Below are 14,744 nucleotides of genomic sequence, written 5' to 3'. Positions count from 1 at the left end.
GATAAACAACCTTTTTACTCTTTCTAACATCCATCCTCAAAAGGTACCAAAGCTAGTTATTACCTAGGCATTTCCGCTCAATTTTCGATTGAAAAGTTTACACACAGCAAGCAAGGGAATGGCAGTAGCAAAGACATCGTGATGCGTGAAAAGAAAATCTACTCATTAACAGAGCCTACATAGAATAATAACAACAGACCCGATTCGTAACAACCCCTGCTTCATAAGACTTAAATTCACCCGTTTGCGCATCATAAATTAGTCTTTTGAATACCCTTCACTGAAGGGAAAAATAAGGAGGGAAAATCTATGATTCGAATTCTTAAATCCAGCATGTGGGTCGCTTTAGTACTCACGCTAATCTTCGGATCGGCGACGGCAACTTTTGCATCTGAAAAGAATCATACGGGTCCAGAAGATATGGTCACCACTTACAAAGCAGATGATCAATCTACCCAAGGAAAAGCAGGAAACGGAAATGATGAAACACCGGGAGAATGGTATGCTGGTGACGCTCCAACCAATCCAGTTCCAAATGCTCCGGTACTATTATTTGTTCCAGGACTTAATAACGTCGCACAGATTTTCTGGGAAGATAATGATATGCGTGAAACAGCACGAGAAGCCGGCTACCAAACTGCCTTTGTTCAACTTCATGATGCAGGAGGAGCGTCAGCAGATATGTGGGATAACGGTGAACTTCTTGCCGAGAAAGTGGAAGAAATATCGGAACACTTTGACGGTCGGAAAGTGGCCATCATCGCATATAGTAAAGGTGGAGTAGACACCCATACAGCGATGACTTATTACGGTGCATCAGAATACGTTGATAATGTCATCACTCTATCAAGTCCACATCACGGCTCACAACTTGCTGATTTAGCCTACAGTTCGTGGGCTGGTTGGTTAGCTGATTTAATCGGAGCAACAGGTGATGGAACCTACTCCTTGCAGATGGGCAACATGGAAGAATTTCGCGCAGAGATCGATAACGAGCCGGGTGCTTATGCGGCCAATTATTACACTTTAGGCGGAACGGACTGGGGAAGTATGTTTTCCTCAACGTGGTTTGGTGGCACCTATTTATCACAATACGGTTCAAATGATGGGGTAGTCACAACAGCGAGCAGTGCTCTTCCAGGAGGTCAAGAATTAGCTATTGGCGAATGGAACCACACGTCCATTAGAAGTGGAGAGACCTTTTCGGAATTTGAAAATTATTTGATGGCTGCACCTAGCCTGAGTAAAATTACTACTTTTCCAGGCGAAAGTGTCAAAGATGACATGACTCCAACGGGGACACAATGGGTCCATGGGGGACCGCTGGAAAAGGGAGTGACGAATAAGACTTCCGTTTCAATTGAAGATGATGTGGAACAAGTCCAACTCCAAGTATTGACATCAGAACCCTTGGCTGATTTACAATTAAAAGACACTGCAGGAAAAGAAGCAGCAACTAAGGTACAGAGTCATAAAACTGAAGAAGGAGTTTTCGCTGGCGCCCATCAGTATTCCCTCACTGTCGAAAAACCAAAAGCGGGTGAATGGGAACTATCTATAGACGCAAAAGATGACAGCGCATACTTGCTTGTAGCTGATTTCCATACTAAAGCAGATCTTTTGCAAGGAGGGACCGACCATGTTGACCTGGGTCAGCAAGTCTCTTATCAATTAAACTTGAATCCAAAAGAAGTCCAGTCAAACTCAATCAAAGCAACCTATCAGATCACTCAATCAAACAATCCGACAAATAGCAAAACATACCATATCAACGGCCAAACAAATGTATCACAGAACTTTTCTGTTAGTGAGGGAAGAGAGGTGTATAATATAACGATTGATATCGAAGGATTAACCCAATCCGGCAAGCTATTCAAACGAACAGTAATTGATTCTGTATATGTAGACTAAATAAATCAAGGGGTTCAATTGATTGAACCCCTTGATTTAACTGTTTAACTGACTCCTCTCTGTGCAAGTAAATGTCTCACTCGCGCGGTCGGTCTCTTCACTCACGGGAAAAGGTCCAACTCAGGCGATAAGTCCAATCACTCATTTAAATTAATCGCTTGCTTAGCTAAAATATCGGCTTGTTTATTTTCCTTACTTGGAATCCATTTAATAAAAAAGTAGGGAAATGTACTTCCAAGCTCATTAATTTTGTTAAGGAGCGGAAGGAAATTATGATTTTTAGTATGGTTTTTATCAATGGCATCAACAACGACTTGCGAATCTGATCGAAAAGACAGAATTTCCCCTGGATAGGAGCTTTGACAAATTTCGAGCGCTTTAATCACCGCATAAAATTCAGCTTCATGATTGGATAAAATGCCAAGAGGAGATTGATGTTCATAGACTTGACCATGAGCTTTAATATATATTCCCGCTCCGCTTAATCCTGGATTCCCTTTCGACGCACCGTCCGTATACACTTCAATCAAAATGGCTCACCTACGTTAAAAATAATAGATTCATTATATATTTTTTATATTAGAATATCTAGGGCAATATAGAACGCTACCTGGAAGGATTCCATAAAAGAAGAACTCTAATACATACTTATCGCAATCACCGGATTGACTCTAAATAAAGTTGGCTTATTATTTTGACACGGCTCTTAGAGCTAGTCAATTATTATTCATCATCAAAAAGAAATTATGAATAAACACAATATTATAATCCTGATAAGTAGATTTCGGAAACAGTTCCGCAAAAAAATTAATTTGAATTGACAGATTATTAAATATATTTTACATTAATTACAAGGCTATTTAAATGAAAATTAATCAATGTTTTTATGACATGTATTTCCAAATTGAAGCATAACTACAACAAAGAGAGAGGATGATGTTTTAGTGAAAAAAGCTACCATTGTATTCATAACTATATTGGTTGAAACGGGGTTTCTTTGGTTTATTTCTGATATAATTTCTTGGCAATTTGTAGACATAATATTTATAGGTGGAATAATTATATTTGGAATCGTTTGGTTCTTTCAACTTGATAAAAATCAAAATAGTAACGTTTTTAATGCAAATAGAAAAGGATGGAATGGTGAAGGAGAGGCGGAAGTTAAGCCATTTGAATTCAAGTTGTCATCGGTTTCATTGGGATTATTGTTATTTATTGTTATAAGTCCTTTGGTAACGGTCGTAACATATTTCCCTTATTTTATCGCAGGTTAATTGATTGGAGAATATGTGCAATCTAAGAATCATAGTAAGGATATGTGTACCCTGTTCTTAAGAATCTCGGACTTTACACATGAGAGGTTCGAGAATTATCGTGACAAAAAATATACTTAGGAAAGTCAGTCTCGCACTCAAGTGAGGCTTTTTATTATGGTTTTAAAGATATATATAGGACTAATAAAATTGAATGACTACAAGCTATTTGTGATATATTAAGAGTATAATAGTTTTTGATATTAAGGGGCTGAGAGCTTGTACTGTGTTCATTGTGGAGGTTTATTAGAGGTAGATGCCAAGTTTTGTACGTTTTGTGGCACGGCTGTACCAACTGAAGTGCAAGCGATTGAAAATCAAGAAGAACAATATAAATATACCGATCAACACGCGTCTACAAAAGATTTTTCCCATCACATGAAAGATTCATTTTTATATGCAACAGATAAAATTAATACATGGGTCGGTGAGCAAGAAAAAGTTGACTTGAATTTAAAGGATATTTTCTCTAACGTGTTTAAGAAACATACGAAGCAAGAAGCAGAGCTAATTTTCATTTCAGGTACTTCTTTTACGACACCAAAGGAAGAAGACATTTCATCGACATGGCCAAAACCGTGGTTATTTTCACGGATTTTTATAACGTTGGCATTAACCTATCTTTTTCTATTTATTGCAATGGACATTTTTCAAAACATTTATGCCTTGCCAGGTTTAATGGTTATTGGATCATTTGCTGTCCCTTTTTCGCTACTCATTTTTTTCTGGGAAATGAACGCACCGCAAAATATTAGTTTTTATGAAAACTCAATCATGTTTTTTGTTGGCGGCGCAGCTTCTATTCCAGCAACACTTATTCTTTATTCTATCTTTCCTGTTTATGATTTAACGTTTTCAGGGGCAATTATTGTTGGCGTCATTGAGGAAATTGGTAAACTTGCTATTATTATTTATTTTATACGAAAGTTAAATCCAAAATATATTTTAAATGGGCTTCTCATTGGTGCAGCAATTGGTGCGGGATTTGCGGCTTTTGAATCAGCAGGTTATGCATTTACATCAGAGTTATTTGGAGATTATGGCATGACGAATGTCATCTTTTTACGGGCTTGGACAGGAATTGGAACACATACGATTTGGTCAGCCATCGCTGGTGCTGCTTTAGTTTACGTTAAAGAGGATGATAAATTAACGAGTAATCATATCTTCTCTAGCAAATTTATACGTCTATTTGCGGTGTCGATGATTCTTCATGCTGTATGGGATATGCCACTGTATGCGCTCCAAAATTTCTATTTACAATACATTATTTTAATTGTTATTGGATGGATTTTTATTTTTGTATTAATTAGCGCAGGGTTGAAACAGATTGTCAGGATCCATTCAGTTCCACATCAAGAGGTAGTGAAGGAAGAATCAAATGTAAAGATGACTGAGGAATAATTAGGCATTCATCAGTCATCTATATTGTTAACTATAAACTCATATCAAGTACAATTCGTCCTTGTATTTTACCATGTTCCATATCATCTAAAATATTATTGATTTCCTCAAGAGGTTTCATCTGAACAATTGGGACGACTTTTCCTTCTGCACCGAACTGGAATGCTTCTTCTAGGTCCTTTCTTGTCCCCACTAATGATCCAACGACTTCAATACCGTCTAATACGGTTTTCACAATTTCTAAATCCATTGTTTCAGGAGGTAGCCCTACTGCGACGACTTTCGAAGCGGCACGTAATGAGTTCACAGCTTCATTGAATGCTACTTTAGAAACTGCTGTTACTACGGCACCATGTGCTCCGCCAACTTGTTCTTGGATCCATTTACCTGAATCGCCAATTTCTATCGGGTTGCAAGTTAAATCAGCCCCAACTTCCTTGGCAAGTTCTAATTTATCATTATTAATATCAACAGCAATCACTTTTGCGTTAAAAACATTTTTTGCATATTGAATAGCTAGATTACCTAAACCTCCACAGCCATAAATGGCAATCCACTGACCAGGTTTTACATCAGCCACTTTGATAGCCTTGTAACATGTTACGCCTGCGCAAGTTATACTACTGGCTTGAGCGGGATCTAAGTTATCTGGTACTTTGACAGCATAATCAGCAGTTACAATACACTGTTCAGCCATTGCTCCATTGACACTAAAACCCGCATTTTTTACGTCGCGACAAAATGTCTCTCTACCTGTGATGCAATATTCACATGTTCCGCACCCTTCATAGAACCAGGCAATACTAACTCGATCACCAACTTTTAAACTCGTTACATCATCAGCAATCTCTTTTACAACTCCAATACCTTCGTGTCCAGGAATTCTGCCAGGAACTTCGCCAAAATCTCCTTTAATAACATGAAGATCTGTGTGACAAACGCCACAATACTCAACATTGACAAGTGCTTGACCAGACTGTAATTCAGGAAGCTCAACATCTATAATATCTACTTTACCTTTATTTTTTTCACTTACAACAGCTGCTTTCATCACTTATTCCTCCTAAAAGAGATTGGTTTGTGAAATGATTCACAATTAAATTATAGTATAAGACAGGATGAATAGCAATAGTTATCAAACTTAAAATAAAAATAATGACTCTAAAATTGTGACGATATTCACGAAGTTGTATAATAAACATAGAACCAGTCTCTAATAAATATAATCCTAACTAAGAAAAGGTGATGGAAATGAATCGTTTAGAAGATAAAGTAACCATTATTACAGGTAGCGGTGCAGGTATTGGAAAAGAAATTGCCCTTGCCTTTGCTAAAGAAGGCGCAAAAGTGGTTATCGCAGATTTTAATGAAGAGTCATTGAATAAAACCGTCGCTGAACTAAAAGAATTGAATTATGAAGCCCTAGGAGTCAAAGTAAACGTAGCTCTTGAAGAGGATGTTAATAAGATGGTTGACGAGACAGTTGCCAAATTTGGTCGTGTTGATATTGTCGTCAATAACGCAGGTGTTGGTGATAATATGCAAGCAGCAGCGAACGTGAAGGATGAAACGTGGGATCGCGTTATGACTGTTAACGTCAACGGTGTTATGCGTACGTTACGTAAAGTTATCCCAGTATTTGTTGAAAATGGTGGGGGAACAATTGTAAATATGGCTTCTATCTCTGGATTAACTGGTGGCCGTGGTGGTCTTGCTTATACAGCAGCTAAACATGCGGTTGTCGGGATGACGAAAAATGTCGCTTCTCAATATGGCCCGCAAAATGTTCGTTGTAACGCTATTGCACCAGCCCATGTTGAAACGGGATTTGCTGCAACTATGACAAATGTGGATGAGTTTGGTATGGAAGTCGCTACTCGTGGGGTTAATTTAATGCCAAAAGCTGGAACAGTTCAAGATATTGCTAATATAGCTCTTTTCTTAGCTTCAGACGAATCAGCTTATATAAATGGTGTTACTTTAGCAGCTGATGCTGGGTGGAGTGCATACTAAGCAGCTAATAAATTATATCTTAAGCTAAAAGGCTAACGCAGACTCGAAAGGATAGCGTTAGCCTTTTATAGTTCAGGAAACTATAACATTATAGCTCTTGTCGATAACTTTATACTGAAATTGGCCACGTTTAGCTTCAGCTTTTGCTCGTCCAGCATAAGCGCCCAGCAACTAGCAAGTTTCGAATGCCTTCCTACGATAAGTCGACTTTGAATCGCTCCGCTCTTTAAGTCTCCTTTATCTCGTCAAGCCTTCTCCAACTTGTCCGTTGCTAATCGGGCGCTTCAGCTTTTGCTCGTCCAGCATAAGCGCCCAGCAACTAGCAAGTTTCGAATGCCTTCCTACGATAAGTTGACTTTGAATCGCTCCGCTCTTCAAGTCTCCTTTATCTCGTCAGGCCTTCTCCAACTTGTACGTTGCTAATCGGGCGCTTCAGCTTTTGCTCTGTCTTTAAAATTTAACGGATCCACCATCTACGTTAATAGTTTGACCTGAAATATATTTGGAATCGTCGCTGGCAAGGAATACGGCAGCTCGTCCAATGTCTAATTCAGGGTCTCCAAATTTTTTCATTGGTATTTTATTAAGTACTTCTTGATAGTACTCAGGCTCAGCCTCGGCCCACTGTTTGACGCCTGGTGAATTGGTAATAGGAGCGATCAGGTTAACGGTAATGCCATCTTTGCCAAACTCATTAGCGGCAACGCGTGTAATCGCACGAATCGCTTCCTTAGCTGCTGCATAAGAAGCTTGACTAGCATGTCCCTCGACCCCAGCCCCAGAATCGAAGTTAATAATATTTCCTTTTGTTTCTTTAAGGTGTGGAATGGCTGCCTGCATGAGATAAAATGTAGGATAAAACCCTGTATTAAAAGAAAGATCTAAGTCGTCTTGTGTTTGTTCAAGGAATGGTTTATTACGTGATGCATGTGCGTTATTCACTAAAATATCTAGCTTATTATAATTAGAAACCACATCATCAACGATATTTTTTAAGTTTTGATGATCAGTCAGGTCAGCTTGTATAAAATTCGATTCAGGTTGAAATCTTTTTAATTCTTCCAAGGCTTCTAAACCAGCTTCTTCGTTCACATCAACGATAGCAACTTTTGCTCCTTCTTTAACAAAAGCTGTGGCAATCCCTTTTCCAATTCCACCTGCTCCACCTGTGATAATAGCAACTTTCCCCTGCAACTTACCCATATCAATCATCTCCTTGAAAATAACTTCACATTTATTATAGCACGCATGATAGTTTGTAAACATTAAATGTAAATTGACTAGTGAAGCGGGTTATAAAATGTTTAAAGTTGTCCAATTGGGGCAATTAATAACTTTAACAGATAAAACTCTCATTGTACTTTATATACAACGCTAATATTTTTATCAAAAAAGTGCTTTATAGAAGGAGTGAAACAGATGCTTTGGACAATTATTGGAATTTTAATAGTTCTGTGGATTTTAGGCTTCTCCTTTAAAATCGCAGGTGGCCTTGTTCATATATTATTAGTCATTGCATTGGTTGTATTAATCATAAAATTGGTCACAGGCAACCGAGCACCTTAAAATAATTTATTTTAAGGTTGGTATATAGCTTAAAATGAATGTTGGAGGATTGACTATTCTGATGGCAATCCTCTTTTTTTATTATTTTATTGATTTCACACTTATAAAGCCAACCATAAACGTCTATTATTTCTTTTATCACAAGGTCATATGTTATCTTAAATAAGAAGGGAGAAGAAAAATGACTGAAAAGAATATAAAACAAGACGAACCAAATTTCAATACCGATTCTAAATATGCTATTGTGTCTGGTTGGCTAATACTTCCCGCGATTCATGTGTTTGTTTCTACGTTTGGATCAGTGCTTATTTTGCTTATGGCCAACCCAGTCGAACTTGATCAAGTGGGTCTAACAACCTACATTTTTAGTGCAGTAATGCTATTATTCACAGCTGTTGTTATTTATTCATGGATTAAAAGAAAGCGTTTTGTACCTATATTAATGATTATCTTTTATTTGGTTCAAGCTGCTGAAAGTTTACTAGTCTATATTTCTGGCTATGCAGAGGAAATGTTTTATCTATTAGTCAGTGTCGTTTTGATTGTATATTTTATAAGGTCAAAACGAGTCAAGGCGACATTTACCAAGTGAATCCTTCAAGGAAAGCACTAGATACATATAAATTGACAGCTTTTATTTAGAATTTTTAACCACTTGATTAAGGAGGAACAGAAGTGAAGCGACCTTTTAGATTAACGATAATTGCCATTATCGCCGGCACGGTTCTTGCAGGATTTTTAAAAGTAGTTCAGCTTCTAACTGGTAAGCAAGCTTATGTTCTTCTTTTTAATATGGACTACATACCCTTATTAAAGCGTGTTGATACGATTTTTGGTGTTGTTTCACTATACCTTTTGTATTGTCAGTGTACTAGCACTCTATTATTTTTTAAGAGTTTTTCAAGTAGAGAAGAAAATGATAGCCTATATCGTAATTTATACGTTAGGAAGTGCTATTCTATTTTCATTAACAGCTCTAACTGAGAAACCACCTAACGTAACGGATTATCTTGCGTGGGCTTACTGGTCATTTGCACATTCTATGTTTGGTATTGTGGTTGGCTTTTTAGTAAGGGTATGGGATAGGTAGTAATGAATAGTTTTCTGACTAAATAAAACTTAACTGCAAAAAAGACCTGGGGACACTGCTTTCGTATAATAAAGCGAGCTTTACCAAGTCTTTTTTGTTTAAGCCAATTAACTGTTTTTATGTTGATTCATTTTTTCATAACGACGGCTTTGCCGGTAGCCATAAGTTATATCTCGAACAAGTTCCTCATTTTCAAGACCTGCTCCAATGGCACTTACAATCGTTGAGATAGAAGCGGCGGCCCATGCGGCGCGAGCATAGTTAACGAATATAGAACTTGCTTCATCATATTCATGAATCATACTTTGAAAATAATCAACAGGAATAAATATAAAACATGCTATCAGAAACAAACAAAACAAGACGAAATAATATGTGATGACATCAATAATGAGGGTAGAGGTGGTTGCTAAATTATAAAGTCTTCGTATATTTGGATCATTTCTTTTGGATGGGTATTCCCATAAATTATGAGCCGAAATAATCCAGGCTACTAAGCCAAAAATAGCAGCGAGCATGATTCCGCTCAAACGATAGACTGATAAGATTTGTCCCATATTCCAAATGGTTGGAAAGATAAGCGCAAAGGCCCCAGTTGTAAATGCAATAGCGATGACATTTTTAAAGGAAGACATAATTTTCATTGGGTTATTCGCGAATGTCATACCTAATATAAGCCTCATTCGCCCATTAACCCGGGGGAAAACGATATACCGTACATCAATATTATTGTCATTTGCTTCATTACTGCTATCTTCTTTATCTTTATCATCTTTATCTTCGGTTGATTCTTCATCCATGTTATTATCATCTTTGTCTTTATTATTATGGAGCACATTATTTACATAATCTAAACCACTTTTAAATGAAATATCAGGGTTTTCTTGGCGACGTATTGGCATAATGGGAAATTGGCGTTTAAAGATATGAGTCATCGATGTTTCTTTCTGTTTTTCGAAAGTTCGCGAATTATAATGTTTAGGATTATCCGCTGTGTAATTTCCGTGAAGTTCAGATAAAAGTTGAATAATCGCTCTTTGAATCCGTTTTTGCATAGGTACCCAACCAAAAGCAGGGATTGATATTTGAGCCACTTTATAATTAAAACTTATATCAGCTGCAACGATATCTTTATTATAAAAAATCGGCAAATCGGTTAGGCAGATTGCATATTCCCAATTTTTGTTTCTCTTAATATGAGCAGCATTATAAAGAATATCTTGAGCGGCTTCAGCAGCACCTGTCAGGGGATCAACGAGTCGCTCGACTTCCCAAGTAATTTCTTTATCAATGGTCTTGGAAAAGTGGCTTGCTAACTTTCCGATTATGTTCCCGGTAATATTAGCTGCACGTTCAGGGGCAGCTATAATACCGATTTTAATTTTCTCTTTTTCATTCATATTTAACAATCCCCCCTTAATCACGAATCAAATGGTTCCGCTTTGAATGCTCGCTTTTTTTCATGCTTTCTTGGTCTTCATTTCCTTGATCTCCTTTATTTTTATTATCATCATTTTCATCTTCAATTTCATAGTAACGATTAATCTGTCGATAGGAATACGTAATTTGCCGTATTTTGCTTTCGTCTTCACTTGCTGTTCCAATTGAACCGGCGAGTGTACCAAGTGAAGTAACCAACCAAGTTAATAAGAAGTAATTTTTAATAGAGGGATCATTCTTCAAATCTGTTCCTGCTTCAAATAATCCAGGTGGAACAAAAATACCAATTGCTGCTGAAAATAAACAAAATAACAATGTATAATTGATTAGGACTATCACTAACAATGTCGTAATTGTTGTATAATTATAAAGTTTTCTTAGCCGTATATCTCCTTTCTTGGTCGGTTTTTCCCAGAGATTATGGGCGAAAATAATCCATGTCACCATACCAATAATAGCTACAATCGTTAATAGGATAAATCTTGGAATACTATAGATTGTACTCAGTTCCCATGGAGTAGGAAAAATGGTAATATACACACCTGTTCCAAAGGCGAGCATGAGTATTTTTTTAAATGAAACTAACGCGGTCCAAGGCCTATTGGAAAAGGTCATTCCTAATATAATACGGAGTTGACTAATAAACTTAGATTTTATGATATAACGTATATCTGATTTCTTTTCTGTATCTTCTTGAGTTTTTTCCTCATCTTTGCCATTATTTTCATGATCTGTGTTCTTATCGTCACTTGTTTGTTTGTCTTGCTTGTTAGGATGATCTTGACTTTTATTTGGTATTTTTTCATTTGCTTGTTCATTCTTATCCGTGTCCCGAAACTTTTTAGCTTTCTCATTTTCGTTATGAAGGTTTATTCGCTTCACCAAGGAAAAATGAGACTTTTTCTGTTCTTTTTTATACTCTCGTCGACTGACTTGTGTGGTATTCGTTTCATCGTACATATCGTTTAAAATATTACGGATGGTTCGTTTTGTGCGGTATTTCATAGGAAAGGCACCAAATGCTGGTATTGAAATTAAAGCAACTTTATTCTGTGTATTGACATCAGCGATTACAATATGTTTTTCCATGAAATGTGGAAGATCGGTTAAACAAATGACATAATCCCAGTTGTTTTTCTTTTTTAATTTAATGGCCTTATCCATCAAGAGACTCATATACTCGGCTGACCCAACGAGAGGATCGATAACAATATCAGAATTCCATGAGACGGAATCATCCACATGGGAACTTAGAAAGTCTGGCAAGTCATCAACAAAATTACTAGTAAGTTCAGCAGGTAAATCAGGAGAAGGAATAAGCCCCAACTTTATTTTTTGCAATTCCGCCTCCTCCTTTTTAGATTTGTTTAAGACATAATACCTATATCGATGATTAGTTGCCAACTCCATCTTATTCACTGTAATCAATTTGATTTTGTTTACTGCCATCCACTTTTTGGATAATTAGGCCTGTCCGTTTATTTTTAGCCACCTTTTTTCCATATTTGATAGCTTCATCTTTGTTATCAAATACTTTACTGGGTTTCTTTGCATCTTTTGATTGAATTGCCCATTTGTTATCTTCATACGGAATAACCATTTCGGGTTTGTCCAGCAGTTCTGGTCGACTATGTTCATGTGATTTTCGTTTTGTTGGGTCACCTTTTTCCGTGTATTCATAGCGTTCGTTTTCACTTGCGTTGTCGTACCACTCTTTTGCTTGTTCAGTCGCAATAGGAATAGCTCTGTCTTCACTATATCCTTCGTCTATTAATGCATTTGCAATATCTATTGCTTTTTTCTTAGTTGCTTTATTAAAATTCTTTAGAGAGCTTGGATAATCATTCATATCCCACGGCATCATTTCCAACTCCTTTTTATAAAATCTTTAAAGTAATATATATAAACGTGTACCCTAATTTAATTGATTTTTAACTTATATAAATTATTGAAATGAATTTTAGTTTAGACAGGTTCAAAACGGGAAAAGAAATAACCAGATGGGTGATAGTAACCGTCATAAACACACTCAGAGAGAAAGCGGCAAGCTTTATCACACCGTAAAGTAAAATTTAGTGGAGGGATATTTAGATGAAACCAGTAGTAAAGGAATTTAAAGATGATACAGAATTAATGAAAGAAGTAAAAAGTCTGTCTGAAAAAGGTATCTCAAAAGACAATCTGTATGTAATGTCTCATGATGATGACCGAACAGACCGTGTTGCAGATAGCGTAGATGCAAGTAAAGTAGGAATGAAAGAAGAAGGTTTTGGAACGTATGTTAGTAATATTTTCAGTAAAAAGGGTGATGAGTTAAGATCGCAAATGAAGGAGCTTGGATTTACTCAAGCTGAAGCCGATGACTATGAAGAGAAACTTGACCAAGGAACAATCTTGCTAATAAATACCAAGCCAGATGTTTAATTAGATATTAACAACATCCTAGGAGGTTGGACAAGTTTACCAACCTCCATATGATGAATATACAGAAGGTTGGTAATTCCAAGCGACCATTGCATTTAATGAGTGAACACCAAAGGAGGTATTCTTCATGCTTTGGACAATTATTGGGATTTTAGTGCTTATGTGGTTACTAGGATTTTCATTCGATATCGGTGGCGATTTAGTTCATCTTTTACTTGTTATCGCACTAATAGTATTAATTGTTAGAATGATAACAGGTAATCGCACGGCCTGACTGTTTAGAAAGTTTCCTAGATTACCGTATTTTTATTGAAGGTTGATGAACAAAAAATTGACGGATCTAACATGGAGTTGGATTCGTTTTTTTGTGTAATCTAAGAAGTCTGATAGGGAATTAGGTAATAGTTCCTTCACCTTTCCTTAGGCTAATAGTCTTTATAACGGTGATGAACGACAACTTTTCATGAAATCTCGTATAATTGGTCTTCATAGCGGTGATGAACGACAACTTTTCATGAAAATCTCGTATAATTGGTCTTCATAGCGATAAAAAACGTCAAAATTATAGAATCTTGTTTGAGGGTGTTAACGCTTTTGTATATAAACATGTTATTATAAATTTAACTTAAAAAATAAGTGAAAAGCAGGGGGGCGAGTGAAATGCCAAGACGTCCTAAAATCTGTGTTGTCGGCAGTATTAATATGGATCTGGTGACAACAACGAAGTCAATGCCTGAACAAGGAGAAACTGTTATGGGAGAGGCATTTGCAACTTATCCGGGTGGAAAAGGGGCCAATCAAGCAGTTGCTGCAGTTAAACTAGGAGCAGAAGTCACGATGATTGGGGCGATAGGTGAGGATGCGTTTGGAAGTGACCTTTTATCTCATTTTGAAAAGGAAGGTATTTATACAAACGGGATTAAAAAGTGTCCACAACAGACAACCGGTATCGCAACAATCATTTTATCAAAACAAGATAACCGAATCATTGTTGCAGCAGGGGCTAATACAGAAGTGACTCCTGAATGGGTGAAGGGTAACAAACAAGAGATTTTGAAATGTGATGTCATATTATTACAGTTTGAAATCCCAATGGAGACGATCCAATATGTGACACGTCTAGCTTTTGATAATGGCATTCCTATCGTGATAAATCCGGCGCCTTTTCAAGAGTTTCCTAAGGAATTACTTGAAAAAGCGACTTATTTCACACCTAACGAAATAGAACTTTTATCAATGAACCAAATGGAAAACTTTAATAAAGTGAGTGACAAAATGATTGTAACAAAAGGCAGTCAAGGCGTACAGTTTGTAAATGAAAGTGGTGACTTGCAACATGTATCAGCGTTCCAGGTTAAGGTTGAAGATACGACGGGAGCAGGTGATACATTTAACGGTGCTTTGGCTGCTGAATTAGCACGAGGTGCTGAATTAGAAAAGGCTGCTTATTATGCAAATGCGGCAGCAGCTCTATCCGTAACAAAACTTGGTGCTCAAGGTGGCATGCCTACTAGAGAAGAAGTTGAAACGTTTTTAAGAGAAAATCAAAAGTAATTAAAACTTTTGATGCTGGAGGCTGATAA

General features: G+C 36.9%; 16 protein-coding genes. 10 read left to right on the top strand and 6 right to left on the bottom strand.

Annotated elements, in window-relative coordinates:
* Positions 1 to 309 precede the first annotated feature (309 nt).
* The gene (locus KQI49_RS10850; protein ID WP_216488901.1) at positions 310 to 1,911 is read left to right on the top strand and encodes an esterase/lipase family protein; all 1,602 of its coding nucleotides are present in this window, start codon (positions 310 to 312) and stop codon (positions 1,909 to 1,911) included.
* Between the two features lie 137 nt (positions 1,912 to 2,048).
* Here KQI49_RS10850 and KQI49_RS10845 read toward each other — a convergent pair whose 3' ends face one another.
* A complete protein-coding gene (locus KQI49_RS10845; protein WP_216488899.1) occupies positions 2,049 to 2,441 on the bottom strand; it encodes a ribonuclease HI family protein in 393 nt (130 codons plus the stop codon).
* Between the two features lie 414 nt (positions 2,442 to 2,855).
* On the opposite strand from KQI49_RS10845, the gene KQI49_RS10840 reads away from it, so the two are divergent.
* Both KQI49_RS10840 and KQI49_RS10835 read left to right on the top strand, forming a co-directional pair.
* Entirely contained in the window at positions 2,856 to 3,185 is a 330-nt protein-coding gene (locus KQI49_RS10840; protein WP_216488897.1) for a hypothetical protein, read from the top strand.
* A gap of 258 nt (positions 3,186 to 3,443) precedes the next feature.
* Entirely contained in the window at positions 3,444 to 4,628 is a 1,185-nt protein-coding gene (locus tag KQI49_RS10835; protein ID WP_253286797.1) for a PrsW family glutamic-type intramembrane protease, read from the top strand.
* 31 nt (positions 4,629 to 4,659) lie between these two features.
* Here the strand turns inward: KQI49_RS10835 and adhP are convergent, their stop codons facing one another.
* Positions 4,660 to 5,679, bottom strand: a complete 1,020-nt coding sequence (gene adhP / locus KQI49_RS10830) for an alcohol dehydrogenase AdhP (RefSeq protein WP_216488895.1) — start codon at positions 5,677 to 5,679, stop codon at positions 4,660 to 4,662.
* A 200-nt stretch (positions 5,680 to 5,879) separates the two neighbouring features.
* On the opposite strand from adhP, the gene KQI49_RS10825 reads away from it, so the two are divergent.
* Positions 5,880 to 6,641, top strand: coding sequence for a glucose 1-dehydrogenase (locus KQI49_RS10825; RefSeq protein WP_216488894.1), 762 nt, complete (start codon positions 5,880 to 5,882; stop codon positions 6,639 to 6,641).
* A gap of 450 nt (positions 6,642 to 7,091) precedes the next feature.
* Here KQI49_RS10825 and KQI49_RS10820 read toward each other — a convergent pair whose 3' ends face one another.
* Positions 7,092 to 7,844, bottom strand: coding sequence for an SDR family NAD(P)-dependent oxidoreductase (locus tag KQI49_RS10820; RefSeq protein WP_216488892.1), 753 nt, complete (start codon positions 7,842 to 7,844; stop codon positions 7,092 to 7,094).
* A gap of 216 nt (positions 7,845 to 8,060) precedes the next feature.
* Here KQI49_RS10820 and KQI49_RS10815 point away from each other — a divergent pair, with 216 nt between their 5' ends.
* From KQI49_RS10815 to KQI49_RS18620, 3 genes are all read left to right on the top strand, one after another.
* Complete coding sequence (locus KQI49_RS10815; protein ID WP_216488890.1) at positions 8,061 to 8,207, top strand: lmo0937 family membrane protein; 147 nt, start codon at positions 8,061 to 8,063, stop codon at positions 8,205 to 8,207.
* 181 nt (positions 8,208 to 8,388) lie between these two features.
* A complete protein-coding gene (locus tag KQI49_RS10810; RefSeq protein WP_216488888.1) occupies positions 8,389 to 8,799 on the top strand; it encodes a DUF2569 family protein in 411 nt (136 codons plus the stop codon).
* 324 nt (positions 8,800 to 9,123) lie between these two features.
* Positions 9,124 to 9,297: a hypothetical protein gene (locus tag KQI49_RS18620; RefSeq protein WP_253286796.1), complete on the top strand. Its 174-nt coding sequence runs from the start codon at positions 9,124 to 9,126 to the stop codon at positions 9,295 to 9,297.
* 107 nt (positions 9,298 to 9,404) lie between these two features.
* Here KQI49_RS18620 and KQI49_RS10800 read toward each other — a convergent pair whose 3' ends face one another.
* The 3 genes from KQI49_RS10800 to KQI49_RS10790 form a co-directional block, all read right to left on the bottom strand.
* Positions 9,405 to 10,697, bottom strand: coding sequence for a hypothetical protein (locus KQI49_RS10800; RefSeq protein ID WP_216488886.1), 1,293 nt, complete (start codon positions 10,695 to 10,697; stop codon positions 9,405 to 9,407).
* Positions 10,698 to 10,713: 16 nt separating this feature from the next.
* Complete coding sequence (locus KQI49_RS10795; protein ID WP_216488884.1) at positions 10,714 to 12,078, bottom strand: MFS transporter; 1,365 nt, start codon at positions 12,076 to 12,078, stop codon at positions 10,714 to 10,716.
* A gap of 70 nt (positions 12,079 to 12,148) precedes the next feature.
* Entirely contained in the window at positions 12,149 to 12,598 is a 450-nt protein-coding gene (locus KQI49_RS10790; RefSeq protein WP_216488882.1) for a DUF2188 domain-containing protein, read from the bottom strand.
* Between the two features lie 230 nt (positions 12,599 to 12,828).
* Between KQI49_RS10790 and KQI49_RS10785 the strand changes: the two genes are divergently transcribed.
* The 3 genes from KQI49_RS10785 to rbsK all read left to right on the top strand — a co-directional run bounded on the left by KQI49_RS10785 (position 12,829) and on the right by rbsK (position 14,715).
* Positions 12,829 to 13,161 carry a YflT domain-containing protein gene (locus tag KQI49_RS10785; RefSeq protein ID WP_216488881.1) on the top strand — a complete coding sequence of 111 codons (333 nt, stop codon included), beginning with the start codon at positions 12,829 to 12,831 and terminating at the stop codon, positions 13,159 to 13,161.
* Positions 13,162 to 13,288: 127 nt separating this feature from the next.
* Positions 13,289 to 13,435, top strand: coding sequence for a lmo0937 family membrane protein (locus KQI49_RS10780; protein WP_216488880.1), 147 nt, complete (start codon positions 13,289 to 13,291; stop codon positions 13,433 to 13,435).
* A gap of 386 nt (positions 13,436 to 13,821) precedes the next feature.
* The gene (rbsK, locus tag KQI49_RS10775; protein ID WP_216488879.1) at positions 13,822 to 14,715 is read left to right on the top strand and encodes a ribokinase; all 894 of its coding nucleotides are present in this window, start codon (positions 13,822 to 13,824) and stop codon (positions 14,713 to 14,715) included.
* The last annotated feature ends 29 nt before the right edge of the window (positions 14,716 to 14,744 follow it).

Source organism: Virgibacillus sp. MSJ-26, from assembly GCF_018918075.1.
Classification (GTDB): domain Bacteria; phylum Bacillota; class Bacilli; order Bacillales; family Amphibacillaceae; genus MSJ-26.
The sequence above is the reverse complement of the archived record's forward strand: the minus strand, read 5'-3'. Positions and strand labels throughout refer to the sequence as shown.

Coding starts and splice junctions, on each gene's coding strand:
- KQI49_RS10790 (WP_216488882.1), bottom strand. CDS start 12,598: ATGCCGTGGGATATGAATGATTATCCAAGCTCTCTAAAGAATTTTAAT.
- KQI49_RS10820 (WP_216488892.1), bottom strand. CDS start 7,844: ATGGGTAAGTTGCAGGGGAAAGTTGCTATTATCACAGGTGGAGCAGGT.
- KQI49_RS10800 (WP_216488886.1), bottom strand. CDS start 10,697: ATGAATGAAAAAGAGAAAATTAAAATCGGTATTATAGCTGCCCCTGAA.
- KQI49_RS10815 (WP_216488890.1), top strand. CDS start 8,061: ATGCTTTGGACAATTATTGGAATTTTAATAGTTCTGTGGATTTTAGGC.
- KQI49_RS18620 (WP_253286796.1), top strand. CDS start 9,124: ATGATAGCCTATATCGTAATTTATACGTTAGGAAGTGCTATTCTATTT.
- rbsK (WP_216488879.1), top strand. CDS start 13,822: ATGCCAAGACGTCCTAAAATCTGTGTTGTCGGCAGTATTAATATGGAT.
- adhP (WP_216488895.1), bottom strand. CDS start 5,679: ATGAAAGCAGCTGTTGTAAGTGAAAAAAATAAAGGTAAAGTAGATATT.
- KQI49_RS10825 (WP_216488894.1), top strand. CDS start 5,880: ATGAATCGTTTAGAAGATAAAGTAACCATTATTACAGGTAGCGGTGCA.
- KQI49_RS10810 (WP_216488888.1), top strand. CDS start 8,389: ATGACTGAAAAGAATATAAAACAAGACGAACCAAATTTCAATACCGAT.
- KQI49_RS10785 (WP_216488881.1), top strand. CDS start 12,829: ATGAAACCAGTAGTAAAGGAATTTAAAGATGATACAGAATTAATGAAA.
- KQI49_RS10780 (WP_216488880.1), top strand. CDS start 13,289: ATGCTTTGGACAATTATTGGGATTTTAGTGCTTATGTGGTTACTAGGA.
- KQI49_RS10850 (WP_216488901.1), top strand. CDS start 310: ATGATTCGAATTCTTAAATCCAGCATGTGGGTCGCTTTAGTACTCACG.